The sequence below is a fragment of the Paenibacillus sp. FSL H7-0350 genome (assembly GCF_038593195.1).
In the GTDB taxonomy this organism is placed as follows: domain Bacteria; phylum Bacillota; class Bacilli; order Paenibacillales; family Paenibacillaceae; genus Paenibacillus_AQ.
In genome coordinates, this window is sequence record NZ_CP151972.1 from 4,260,953 (window position 1) to 4,273,506 (window position 12,554).

Annotated in this window: 15 protein-coding genes; 5 read left to right on the top strand and 10 right to left on the bottom strand. The window is 45.8% G+C overall.

Translation table 11 applies throughout. The annotated features are described in order from the left end of the window. Nucleotides 1-9 precede the first annotated feature (9 nt). The 5 genes from NYE24_RS19505 to NYE24_RS19525 form a co-directional block, all read right to left on the bottom strand. Nucleotides 10-1,050, bottom strand: coding sequence for an alcohol dehydrogenase catalytic domain-containing protein (locus tag NYE24_RS19505; protein ID WP_342476462.1), 1,041 nt, complete (start codon nt 1,048-1,050; stop codon nt 10-12). A 212-nt stretch (nt 1,051-1,262) separates the two neighbouring features. Next, entirely contained in the window at nt 1,263-2,177 is a 915-nt protein-coding gene (locus NYE24_RS19510) for an NAD(P)-dependent alcohol dehydrogenase (RefSeq protein WP_342476463.1), read from the bottom strand. Between the two features lie 14 nt (nt 2,178-2,191). Continuing rightward, a complete protein-coding gene (locus NYE24_RS19515) occupies nt 2,192-2,428 on the bottom strand; it encodes a helix-turn-helix transcriptional regulator (RefSeq protein ID WP_036695797.1) in 237 nt (78 codons plus the stop codon). A 1-nt stretch (nt 2,429) separates the two neighbouring features. Next, nucleotides 2,430-2,876: a hypothetical protein gene (locus NYE24_RS19520; protein ID WP_173134510.1), complete on the bottom strand. Its 447-nt coding sequence runs from the start codon at nt 2,874-2,876 to the stop codon at nt 2,430-2,432. Between the two features lie 116 nt (nt 2,877-2,992). After that, a complete protein-coding gene (locus NYE24_RS19525) occupies nt 2,993-3,907 on the bottom strand; it encodes a YafY family protein (RefSeq protein ID WP_342476464.1) in 915 nt (304 codons plus the stop codon). Nucleotides 3,908-3,970: 63 nt separating this feature from the next. Here NYE24_RS19525 and NYE24_RS19530 point away from each other — a divergent pair, with 63 nt between their 5' ends. Continuing rightward, nucleotides 3,971-4,504, top strand: a complete 534-nt coding sequence (locus NYE24_RS19530; RefSeq protein WP_342476465.1) for a dihydrofolate reductase family protein — start codon at nt 3,971-3,973, stop codon at nt 4,502-4,504. A 110-nt stretch (nt 4,505-4,614) separates the two neighbouring features. Here the strand turns inward: NYE24_RS19530 and NYE24_RS19535 are convergent, their stop codons facing one another. Further along, nucleotides 4,615-5,727 (bottom strand): serine hydrolase, encoded by a 1,113-nt coding sequence (locus NYE24_RS19535; protein WP_342476466.1) that lies wholly within the window; start codon nt 5,725-5,727, stop codon nt 4,615-4,617. A gap of 158 nt (nt 5,728-5,885) precedes the next feature. Between NYE24_RS19535 and NYE24_RS19540 the strand changes: the two genes are divergently transcribed. Beyond that, on the top strand, nt 5,886-6,818 hold the full coding sequence (locus tag NYE24_RS19540) for an AraC family transcriptional regulator (protein WP_076156131.1): 933 nt from the start codon (nt 5,886-5,888) through the stop codon (nt 6,816-6,818). Nucleotides 6,819-7,125: 307 nt separating this feature from the next. Here NYE24_RS19540 and NYE24_RS19545 read toward each other — a convergent pair whose 3' ends face one another. Beyond that, nucleotides 7,126-7,626, bottom strand: coding sequence for a hypothetical protein (locus NYE24_RS19545; protein WP_342476467.1), 501 nt, complete (start codon nt 7,624-7,626; stop codon nt 7,126-7,128). Between the two features lie 85 nt (nt 7,627-7,711). Between NYE24_RS19545 and NYE24_RS19550 the strand changes: the two genes are divergently transcribed. Beyond that, complete coding sequence (locus NYE24_RS19550; protein WP_342476468.1) at nt 7,712-8,554, top strand: sialate O-acetylesterase; 843 nt, start codon at nt 7,712-7,714, stop codon at nt 8,552-8,554. Between the two features lie 181 nt (nt 8,555-8,735). Here NYE24_RS19550 and NYE24_RS19555 read toward each other — a convergent pair whose 3' ends face one another. The 3 genes from NYE24_RS19555 to NYE24_RS19565 all read right to left on the bottom strand — a co-directional run bounded on the left by NYE24_RS19555 (nt 8,736) and on the right by NYE24_RS19565 (nt 10,634). Next, entirely contained in the window at nt 8,736-8,876 is a 141-nt protein-coding gene (locus NYE24_RS19555; protein ID WP_342476469.1) for a helix-turn-helix transcriptional regulator, read from the bottom strand. Between the two features lie 131 nt (nt 8,877-9,007). Beyond that, on the bottom strand, nt 9,008-9,823 hold the full coding sequence (locus NYE24_RS19560; protein ID WP_036695812.1) for a GNAT family N-acetyltransferase: 816 nt from the start codon (nt 9,821-9,823) through the stop codon (nt 9,008-9,010). A gap of 301 nt (nt 9,824-10,124) precedes the next feature. Further along, nucleotides 10,125-10,634 (bottom strand): hypothetical protein, encoded by a 510-nt coding sequence (locus NYE24_RS19565; protein WP_342476470.1) that lies wholly within the window; start codon nt 10,632-10,634, stop codon nt 10,125-10,127. Nucleotides 10,635-10,689: 55 nt separating this feature from the next. Between NYE24_RS19565 and NYE24_RS19570 the strand changes: the two genes are divergently transcribed. Both NYE24_RS19570 and NYE24_RS19575 read left to right on the top strand, forming a co-directional pair. Then, nucleotides 10,690-11,739, top strand: a complete 1,050-nt coding sequence (locus NYE24_RS19570; protein WP_342476471.1) for a hypothetical protein — start codon at nt 10,690-10,692, stop codon at nt 11,737-11,739. A gap of 261 nt (nt 11,740-12,000) precedes the next feature. After that, on the top strand, nt 12,001-12,330 hold the full coding sequence (locus NYE24_RS19575) for a MerR family transcriptional regulator (RefSeq protein WP_342479267.1): 330 nt from the start codon (nt 12,001-12,003) through the stop codon (nt 12,328-12,330). The last annotated feature ends 224 nt before the right edge of the window (nt 12,331-12,554 follow it).

The window sequence follows — 12,554 nt, forward strand, 5'->3', positions numbered from 1 at the left end:
GCTCCACATTTAGGGAACAAAAACCGTCTTCACGGTATCACTCTCAACCACCTTCAAAGAATTCAATTCATAGCCGATCAACTCGTTGATTGCTGCTTCGTGCTGATTGAGCTTAACTTTTCTAGTCACCAGTTTCTCCAGTTCAGGTGTCTCAGCAGCAAACCGTATAGCTTCCTCGAACATGTAGCGGTATTCGCCTGCTGCGATAATTTTGATGGCATGCTGTACGAATTTGGTAGGAGAAAAGGTGTACCGGTAATTCGCATTAATACCAAAAGGAACGATGCGGCCTCCACGCTCAATCCATTGCTCCGCCATTTCGAGCTGAGTGCCTACCGTGTCGATAATCACATCAAACTTATGTCCCGAGCAGATCTCGTCTACAGTAGCTTCATGTAATTGGGAAGGTGTCAGAGCATAATCTGAGATTTCTCTGGCAAAAGCCAGCCGGTAAGGATTAATCTCCGTCGCAACGGTAAGCGCCGCCTTGGATTTACTCACAATTTGACTTAACAATCCCATCGGACCCGATCCAAGAATGAGCACCTTATCTTCTGCAGTGACATTAGCCTCTTTGAAATTGTGCAGCACACAGGCAAGAGGCTCGATCAAAACCCCTGTTTCCCAGCTCATATGGTCAGGAAGCAGGTGTGCAAACGTTTGTACAGTAGAGTAAAAAAAAGTGAATGTCCCATTTCGATTCAAACCTGCAATAGGCATCCCATTTCCATCGGTGCCCGTACAGAGGTGCGGCTGTTTCTTCAAGCAAAAATAACATTTCTCGCAGCTTTGATTCGGATCAATAACCACGCGGTCGCCTACCTTAACGCGGTCAACGTTGCTGCCGGTTTCAATTACGGTCCCCACAGCCTCATGACCGCGAATAACGCCTGGAACCCCCTCCTCTTTCCCCGTGATGACTGCTAAATCTGTTCCACATACACCCGTCATCTCAATCCGGATCTTGACTTCATCCGGTGCTGCAATTCTCGGCTCTTCCCATTCGCAGAGCTCCAGCTTATGATTCGATGTCCACACAAGCGCCTCCATACGCATTCTCCTTCCCCATTCACTTCTTTACTATCCATATTCACCCAGAATATATCATAGCTACCACGTAAAAGTAAGGTGAATTTTGTCGAATAATGTTAATAAATACATTTTATATAAAACTATAATAGTAAGCGCTTTAAATTTGACATTCGGATAACATACCATAACAGCTCAAAGGGAGTGTTCTCACACTCCCTTTGAGCTGTTTCTTAGGATAGGGAACTTACAGTAATGACGACATTCCCCTTCTTATGTTTTTGTTCGACATAACGATGGGCATCCGGAATTTGTTCCAGCGAATAGCATCTATCAATAACAGGCTTAAGGGTACCGGCCTCAAGCTGCTCTTGGAGGAAGATAAGATCTTCAACGCGAGGCTTGTGTGACATATCCACACTCACATACGTCCCGTTCGTACGCAGGGCTTTTTTGAATGCCGATTTTTTGATTTTCGATATCGTTTGCCCAACGGCATCAAAGATCAGATCATAGCTTTCTTCATGCGCCATAAACTTCTGTTTCGTATAATCTATGACCCGATCGGCTCCTATAGATCTTACCAGCTCAAGATTAGCAGTACTGCATACCCCTGTTACATCTGCCCCATAATATTTGGCAAGCTGGACCGCATAAGTTCCCACACTTCCAGAGGCTCCATAAATAAGCACCTTCATTCCGCTCGCGATGTTCCCCTTCCTTAGAAAGTTCAGCGCGGTGAGCCCCCCGACGGGAACAGCAGCAGCCTGCTCATAGCTCACATTGACCGGCTTCATGACCACCAGTCCATCTTCAGGCAGACATTTGTACTCGGCATATGCACCGAAGCCGAAACCACAAGACGCAAATATTTGATCGCCAATCTTAAAGCGTGTTACATTTTTGCCTGCGGCTTCAACTTCCCCGGCTAACTCAAACCCCAATATCGTTACCTTTTTGGGCCTTAAGAGACCATTGTACAATCTTGCAAGGAACGGGGCGGCCTTTCGCATACGCCAGTCCCCCGCTGTTACCGTTGCCGCATTGATTCTGACAAGTACTTCGTTATCCTTCGGTGCAGGTTTCTCTAGCTCCTTCAGGTGAAGCACATCAGGCGAACCGTATTTGGCATATACCATTGCTCTCATCCTTTACCCCCTATCTATTTCCCACTTGGCTCCTCTGAATTTCCCCCGTAAAAGAATACCTCTTCGAGCGGCAAGTTAAAGGTGCGGGCTATACGAAAGGCCAACTCCAGTGAAGGAGAGTAATTTCCTTTTTCGAGAGCTACGATCGTTTGTCTGGTTACACCTGCCTTGTCGGCCAGCTGCTGCTGGGTCATTTCATTAAGATCGAATCGTAATTTTCTGATGTAATTGCCAACAAGAACTTTGCCCATCTTAGACTCCTCTCCTGTAGTAATACAGTCTCGATATTGAACCGGTTACGTCTGACAGAAATCCAGCGGCGATTAGGACGATGAACATTACCTTCAAAGGCTGGTCTATAACCAATGAGCCCATAGCCAATAGGAAGCCACTGACAAACATAGCAAATGAATTTCGGAAGGCCAACAAGTCAATGCGCTTATCCAGTTCGTCCGCGAATGCAGGTTCCTTTTCACCTGTCGTCATGCGGAAGATGATGTTAAAAACAATGCTGATCACGATATGTGCCGCGATGGAAACCAAGGTCAATACAAGAATGAAGGAACCCCAGTAATGGAAGGTTACTTTTGAATCCAACACTTCATTTGGATACTGCGGGTACCTGTACAGCAAATACACTGTAAAAATGAGCAGGGTGCTGATTAGCGATACGATGCTCTTCTTTTCCTGATAAGTCATGTATGACACCGCCTTTAGTATAGTTCACTAAACATAATGTATACCAAACCATACACCATGTCAACTTTATCATACAAAAAAACGTCAACACCCCAAGAAAATGGATATTGAGTATGTTATGAATACTGACTTATAGTCTTCTCCAGCAACTCTCTGACACATTCCTGCAACTCCCTTGGAGAGACCACCTTCACTTCCGGTCCGTATGCAAGCAGCTTCTGCGCCGTGAACGGGAACTCTTCCACAGGAATAAGGCCCCGCCATTCCCTGTCCAGAACTGAAGCGAATACCCAGTCCGACTCCGCCAGCCTTACGCCCATATCTGTAAAATGTAATTTGACCTCGGTGCTATCCCTGGTCTCCCCGGCCTTCATCCATGCTGCGAGCGTTGGAAGTGACTCCTCTATTCGGTGAGGCCCTTCCTCCAGCTTCTCCATCCGATCGACCCGATACAGGCGAATCTCACCCTGCTTGCTGGCGGGCATATACCAATACCCTTGTTCATAATAGATCCCGAGCGGATAGACCTGCACATTCTTCTTGCCGCTGCGGGAATGATAAGCAAATGAAATCTCTCTCTTCTCCACGGCTGCACCTAACACCTGGGTCGTTAACGGCGCTGGGCGTATCGAAGAGTGCTGAAGAACGGCAAGATGCTGCTTCGAACGCCTAATCAGATCCCGCACATCATCCGGCAATCCGGAATAATATTGATCTGCCAGTTGAGCCCGGATGATTCCATAGGGAAAATCCGGAATATGCTCCAAATATTCAATCATCAGGAACAATCCCAACGCCTCGTGCTGTGTTAATTGAAGGGGTGGCAAAATCCGGTTCGGCAGCACCCGGTACCCCCCGTGTATGCCTACCTCCGAATACAGAGGAACCCCCATCTGCTGCAGATAATCCAGATCGCGTTGGATCGTCCTTAGCGATACTCCGAATCGTTCCGCCAGCTGGCGGGCCGTAAATTTGGTCCTTGAATCCAATGTCCGCATAATTTCCAGTCTTCGATTAATCAATGGCTTCACCTAACTACGTCATATTTTGTCATAGTTCAAGTGTATCATTGAATCTAGAAGGGAGCGATAACAATGTCAAAACATAAAGTTGTGCTATACATCGCTATGAGTCTGGATGGTTACATCGCAAGGCCCGATGGCTCTGTCGATTGGTTGTATGAGATCGAAGGGAATGGAGGGGATAACGGGTATAGTGAATTCTATGGAACTGTGGGAAGCGTAGTGATGGGGCGGAATACTTATGAAGAGGTGCTGAAGCTAGCCGATGAATTCCCCTATGCAGATAAACCGGCTTTTGTCCTTACGCGTTCCGGGCAATCTCCTGCGCCACATGTTGTTTTTACAGGCGAATCCATTGACCGGCTTATCCCCCGGTTACAACAAACCTCAGAAGGCAAGGTCTGGATTGTAGGCGGTGGATTGCTTGTCCAGAGCGTCCTGAAGCTTCAATTGCTGGATGAGCTCCAAATTGCGCTTATTCCCACCATTCTGGGAGAAGGCATTCCCTTATTCCCTGCCGGAACAGTGCCAGAGAATCTAACTTTAACCCATTCCGAGAGAATGGGTCAGATCGTGATGCTTCATTATCAAACACTTGGGTCATAATTGCGAAATTAAAGAGTATTCGTGTGGGTGCCCTTTAATTGTGGTATAAATTCAAATGTCAACGTTGATTGGAGTCTCAATAAAACAGCGGCAGGCTAGGACTATGTCCTCTATTTGTTCTTCACCGCTTTAACCAAACTCTCGATAAACTGAATAGGAAGGGTGGTATCCCGGGGATTCCCGGTGGCAGCCGAGTTCACGACGATCACTAGATCCAGGTCGGGTACGATGGTCAGATATTGGCCGGCATAACCCATACCAAAAACTGCCTCGTGCCCGCCGTACTGATTCATCCACCAATGGTGGCCATATTCGCCGAAAAACACATTTCCCTCCGAATGCCGAGAGGTCGATTCCCGGATCCATGCTTCCGAGACGATGCGCTTGCCATCCCATACGCCACGGTTAAGCACCAATTGGCCAATCTTGGCCAGATCCCTTGGCTTCATCTTCAGGCCGAAGCCCCCTGAATTCGAATCGTCCGGTGAACGGGGCCACTTCATGCTATCAATTCCGAGAGGACCCAACAGATGCTCCTTGGCAAAATCGAGTTCGGATTGCCCCGTCGTTTTCCTGAGAATCGCCGCCATTAATTGGGAACCGCCTGTATTGTAATTCCATATTTCACCTGGCCTAGAATCCATCGGTTGGCTGAGTACAAATTGGTTCCAGTCCTTGGTCTCCGTCATAGGCTGGATCATATAATTCCAATCAGTCCATTCCGGGAAATGTAAGCCACTTGTCATGCTGAGCAAGTGCTCTAATGTAATGGATCTCTTATCGGGTGAATCGAACAACTCCTTATATTCGGGGAAAAATGGCTCTATCGGCTCATTTATTCCTTTCAGATAACCTTTGTCGATAGCTATCCCGATCAAGAGCGATGTCACGCTCTTGGTGATCGAGTTTATAGCCAGCTTGGTATCCGACATGCCATCCTTGTAATACTCGGAGACAATTGTGCCGTCCTTAACAACTAGCATGGAGAGAACCGGCGATTCCTTGACATATTGCATCACTGCTTCGACTTCCTTGGGATCCATCTCAACCTGCTCTGGAGTGCCGATCGGCCACTCCCCGTTTGGCAAGTTGATCACCTTGGAGTTGCCGGGGGACAACGCAGGGGCTAAGGACTTTTCCGGAGAGCAAGCGGACGTGGTAAGGATCAGGCAAGCTGCCCCTGCCAACATGGCTAGCTTGGCATAACGGAATATTTCGGTCATACATGAACACACCCTTTAAGGTTATTCTTCTATCTTCCCTTATGGTAGTGTAATGGGCGTGGATCGTCTTCCAATTTCTTGCTACCCGATTAACAATTCTTGCTATAATAGAGATCGGATTTAATCAATAATGGAAATAAGGGAGGGCGGTGAAACGGATGGTGACAGCCAAAGCCTTGGAATTGGAATACCGGTACCGGGTCAACCATGTCGTCAACTACATGGAGGAGCATCTTACGGATCCATTAACCCTTAAAGAAGTGTCGGACGTGGGCGCCTTCTCCCCCTTTCACTTCCATCGGGTGTTCAAAGCGGTGATGGGTGAGAACGTGCACGGGTTTACCCGGCGGATCCGCATCGAGAAGGCAATCAAGCTACTGTTGTTCCACCCAAACCGGAGCATAACTGATATCGCCTTGGATTGTGGTATGCAAACCCCGGCCCACTTTTGCAGAGTGTTCCGCGAGCATACCGGCCTGAGTGCTTCCGAATGCCGGGACAGGTTTCCTCTCCAGACGATTGCGAAACGGTTCAGGGCCCGGTTCACCTTTGAAAAGTCCACCGAACTGTCCCGCAAGCTGGCGGAACTCCCGATTGAGATTCGGAACCTTGCTCCAATGACTGCTATCTACGCCCGGTATAGGGGAACCATCAATGAAGGAAAAATCAATTCGGACATTACGGGGCTATTTGAGCGGGTAGCCTCGTGGTTGGACGCGAGAGAAGCACTAAAAAAAGGAAGTATGACGGTCGGACTCATCCTCGACGACCCTTTCATCACGCCGGACGGCAGACACAGGTATGACGCTTGCATTACAACGGAGCAACGGATGACGCCGACTGGCGATCTGGGCATCCGGACGATTCCTGGAGGCAAATACGCCATTGTGCGGATGACCGACAGACCGGATACGGTGAAAGATCTGCTGCACCTGGTCTCCATCGAGTGGCTTCCCCTAAGCCCGTATATATGGGACGTTTCACGTCCGGCCCTAGAGATTTACTTCCCCAACTCCCTTCACCATCCGGATGGACAGTGCGAAATGGAATTCGGCATCCCGATCAAACTAAATGAAGCAAGCTTCTGGTAGCTGAACACCCTCTCGTTCCACTGCCAGCAAGGACTTCACGTCAAACTGTTCCCCCTACTTATGATACGGTTCGTAACGGTTGGAATGGCAAGTTCCGGCCCATGGAATTTTGAAAGACTCACGGATCCAATCAACTGGCCGTTTCTCTTCAAAAGTTTTAAGGCCATCCTTTACGGGATGGCCTTGTATCATTTACCGGTTCAACTTTGACTTTATCGGAAGTAGTAAATCCAATTGTACCACCTTATCGATTTCCTCATTGCTTAAATGATACTGGTTGATGTAATTCAAATGCTCTTCCTTTGAACTATACATACATCATAAACTTTTGCAACTCCATCCCCGTTTCATACTCCGGTGATTTTCCAATTACTTGGATCGAAGCCACTGGTGAAGGCGGAAGGTAAACAATCCGTACATCCTTAAGCGTGGATAAATGTTGATCTGCCTTGATCAAATCGTTCATGGATAGGTCCTCCTTGAGATTACTTTTGGATAAAGGAAGGGCTTCAACGATCTGTAGCAGAGTTTTATCCTTCCAGACTCCCGGGTTCAGCTTCACTTCGGCATGGAGCTTTAGTTGATCTACCAAGTTTTGCAGTACATTGTGAATGACAGACAATGCCGTCATTTCGCTGGATAGTTCATACATCTTTTCTTGGAACACAGCAAGTGCGATCCTGGACTCATCACTCTGCAGAATCCTTTGAATTTCCTTCAACGGAATTCTCAGCTTTATTGGATGACCGCATGTATCACTTCCGCGATAGTAAAGAAATCTTCTTGGTTTATCTCTAATTCCAGGCATAATGATCATTAATTGATTTTAGTCTAATCAGACTATATAATGACTCAATTAGCCTATATTAGTTATGTAAAGGAATGAAGATTAAATGATAAAATCATTTTTAATGTTGGGTCAATCTAATATGGCAGGCCGTGGATTTTTGCATGAAGTCGACCCTATATATAATGAAAAAATAAAAATGCTGCGTAATGGACAGTGGCAGATGATGACAGAGCCGATTAATTATGACCGTCCGGTCTCCGGAGTAAGCCTGGCGGCGTCTTTCGCCAATGCCTGGTCGAAAGCCCATTCTGACGAAGAAATTGGGTTGATTCCCTGTGCAGAAGGTGGCAGTTCTTTGAATGATTGGCATCCGGAGGGCATCCTTTTTCAGCATGCTTTGTCCGAAGCCCGCTTCGCCTTGCGGTCCAGTCAAATCTGCGGGATTCTGTGGCACCAGGGTGAGAGCGACAGTTATCAATCGCTGCATGAAACGTATTACGAGAAATTAACCCTTATCATCGAGACCCTAAGAAACGAATTGAATCTTGATGAGGTGCTGCTCATCATTGGCGGACTTGGCGATTTCCTTGGGAAGACTGGTTTTGGACAGCAAGCGACAGAGTATAGACAGATCAATGAACAATTGTTGCGCTTCGCTAACGAACAGCCACATTGTTATTTCGTAACGGCAGCAGAGTTGACCGCGAATCCTGATGGCATTCATATCAACGCGGTTTCGCAACGCAAATTTGGCTACCGCTATTTCGAAGCTTTTGCGAACAAGTGTCATGTCCTGGAGCCCCTCCCGGGCGAGGAGCAGTCACTGAAAGTGGAGCGCGACTATTCGAAAACAGAACAAATCTACCTTCATAGCATGGATTTGGCTTTGGGTAAAATCACTTACGCGGAATTCGAGGCGCAGATGGTGAAGGTTATGCAGCCTTAATCCCTTTCGCTTAAAGGGTCTATCTGCGAAAACAAAGGGCGGCCTGGAAGGCCGCCTCTGTTGTTTATACTATGAATAGATAGGCTTGCTTCATAATGATTCTTTATAATAATTCCTTCAGTACATTCTTAGCCACACGTACCTTCTCCTCATTAGCCTCACGGAGCATGCCTACCATATCCTAAATATCACGCTCTGCTGCAGTAACCATGTATGAAAAATGAAACCCGCCTATCTCCCCAAGCGCCTCCTGCGACAGGCCCCGCTCTTTCCGCAGAGCACGAATCCGGGCGCCTACCTGCTTCAATAATTCCTTATCCATCACCGTGTTCACCTCTCCATGTCCAAAGTGTAGACAAGTCTCCTAAATGCGGCTCTTAAATGCTATTCTCTTATGAGCGACACACAGCACTCCACATGTGATGCATTTGGAAATCTCCATTTTTCAAGTGACTATATATTAAACCAATACACATCGTTTTGCTTTAGAAATTTAAAATTCGCTTTTTCAACAAGTTTTCTAGAAGCAAGGTTGGACTCCACACATGACCATTGGGGCAGTAACCCTCTTTCTATACATTCATTAACAAACGTTTGAGTAAGTATCTGCCCGAGACTCTTTTTTCGGTGTTCTTCCTCTGTTGCAATGTCAATTGCAATATAACGATTAAATCTGGCAGTTCCAACAATAACAGCAACAATTTTATCAACACACATGATGCAAAAAGCTAGGCTCTTATTAAAAAAGTCGTCTATGCTCTCCCAAGACCCTAGTATTCGTTCAGTAAGCATTTCTTGATTTTCAATCTTCCTCTCTTTTATCAGATTCCATAATTCAGAATTAACTTCATGTACGGAATATTGTTCAGGCAGATTAATCTGTTTAGGGTACCTCTCATTTTTTCTGTAATGAAACTCTTTTTCGCTTTGTATAGATTCGGTTGAAAACATCTCCAAAACATGTTTTCTTAAATTCTCGCTTTCAATTGAAAACTCAAAGCAGTCTATCTTTCTCAACTTTAGCAGTGGGAATAATTCTTCATAAACAAATGCTAAAATTGTGTTGTATGTCTCTTGGGATCTGATTTCACCTAAAAAAGCAAATCCCCCAACCGGATAAGAGTTTGCAATTGCAACAGTGGGATATTCAGCATTATCAACCCATAAATCTCCTTTGCACTGGCCGGCAACAATTCCCGAAAAGCTAGGACAGTGGGGAGGCGTGATCTTTTCATTCGTAATTTTGTAAAGACCATCTATTTTAATCATATTTACCCTCATCTCCTACGTATTTCTTATATTCGCGTAAGCAACACACAGCACTCCACATCTGTGGAGCATTTACGCCCCTATCCGCAGATAGAGCATTGCAGCTTCCACCCTCAATTCGATCCTCTGCTTTACCACTACTTACGATACGGTTCAGCTTAACGAGTCTATCGGCGAAAAATCAGGGCCATGGCTCTTCCGTTCCTATGCCACAAAATTTCTGAGACCGAGATTCGGCATCGATAAGAATTTTTGAGGGTTCCTGTTGAGAATGCCCAACTATCCTTAAAGTCACCAGCTGCTAAATAACCCCGGGGCGTAGAATATTTTTCATCGAAAATCTATTTAAATTTAAATTAAATGCCGATATAAGCCTTAAGTCAGATTTACACTTAAAAAAATAAATTAAGGAGCGGTTTTCTATGAAAAGGAAAGTTTCAAAATCGATTCTTCTATCGTTATTAGCTTGCTTACTCATTCCAGGTGTAGTTGCCGCAGCAGGGGATACTTCGCCACCTACAAAGACTTCTAAAGATTTCACAGATTTGGCAGGTCTGGATGCGTCTCTTCTTGCCAAAATTGATGCATTGCTAGCCAAGGGATACATAGAAGGTAATGGCACCGACAAATTTGATATTACGGGAAACATGACGCGTGCGGAATCTGCTAAACTTGTAGCTAAAATTTTTGACTTAACCGTCCAGCCGGGAGCCAATTCGTCCTTTAAAGATGTGAACGATACGGATGCTTCTTCGGCTTGGGCAATTCCGTTTATTGAAGCGGCAAAAAAAGCTGGAATCATTAATGGCATGACGGACACCACATTTGCACCAAAGGATAACGTAACTACTGGGCAGCTTGCTACAATGCTAGTTAAGGGGTTTGGTAAAAAATCTGAGGTGCAAACGACGACTCCATGGTATCAGGGTTACTTAGATGTTGCCAAAGTGAGCGGCATTGATCTAGGCAACGATGGAGCCAAGCTTGCTACTCGCGCCGATCTTGTAGTCGGATCCTATGCAGCAACAGAAGCTATAGACAAAGCTAAAGCTGAAGCATCAGGAACAACACCAACACCAGCACCAACCCCAACCCCATTACCAGCAGTAACACCAGCACCAGCACCAGCACCAATACCAATACCAACACCAGCACCAGCACCAATACCAACACCAACACCAACACCAACACCAACACCAACACCAACACCAACACCAACACCAACACCAACACCAACACCAACACCAACACCAACACCAACACCAACACCAACACCAACACCAACACCAACACCAACACCAACACCAACACCAACACCAACACCAACACCAACACCAACACCAACACCAACACCAACACCAACACCAACACCAACACCAACACCAACACCAACACCAACACCATTACCAACACCATTACCAACACTATTACCAACACCATTACCGACGCCAACACCAATGACTCCACAAGCTGCGTTGGAAGCGATTAATGCTTACTATGGCCAGCCAGAGCCAAATGTCGATGCGCCTGACGAATCCATATTTGACATTGCTGGAGTAACAGGTGTCACTCAATCGAACTTAATCTATATTGATTATGCATTGAGCACGGACGCGAAATCTCCATGGACCGTAACTGATATTCAAGCGATAGTTAATGAAGTTCGTGCTGGACTAGCGTTGACAGAGATCAGTAATTACTTTTGGGATCCTGGATATGCCCCTAAGCCTGACGCAACAACATTTGCCGTTGCAGGGATAACGGGAGTAACCACTAACAATTTAGACCAAGTATTGGAAGGGATTGGGTATGCCCATGATCACAGATATGAATATAACCCGCCGTTTTCTTTAACTAACAGCAATCAGCTCCAAGCTGTCGTTAACGATTTGTTGGAATACAATGAATTAACCTAGAATAATAGCGGCGTAAGGGAGGTGATCCCTACGCCGCTATTTCTTTATAAATTTGATCTTTAGGTTTGATTGGGATGACGGTACCTGGGGACAGCGCCTGCCACAGATTTATTTCGCCATACTTATATTACGGTTCACCGCGTAACCAAAACACAATTTCTTTTATGTCTTTTCCATCCGGTTCGACTTCTATCATACTTCTAGTGAATCTCGACAATCTTACTTTACCAAACGAAGCGGTGTTTTTTCTACTATGAGAAAATCGGCTTGCTGCCTTATGCGGATCGAAAACAAAATGGGCATCGAGTCTATAGTAGTGAACAGGTGCAAAGTATCCTATTTTTAACTAGACTGAAGGCCACGGGTATGACGATAGAAGAAATGAAGCGATATCGGGAGCTTTCAAGCCGCGGTACCGATGCCATTCCTGAAAAGATGTCTATGCTAGAAATTCATAAGCAAAAGATCCAAAATGAAATCTCTAGATTAATGGAGGTTCAGAAGATCGTCGAATATAAATTAGATCACTATCATGAAATTATACAGGATCCGGATTTTAACGATACGGGTTGTACGCCTACTCTTAAATAGAAAAGGAAATCACTATAATCCAGGCCTAGAAATCAGGGAACTCGCCTTAGTGACAGCGGGGTTTCTTTATTTAATAGAAAACAGCAAATGCAGTGTGTAAAAACTTGCCGTTATTTATGATACGGTTCACCGCGCTAGCTGAAGCGGCAAGTTTTAGGGCCATCCTTAGTGGGGTGGCCCTTTCTTAGATCTCGCTTAATTAAACTAACGTTCCTCGATAGTGG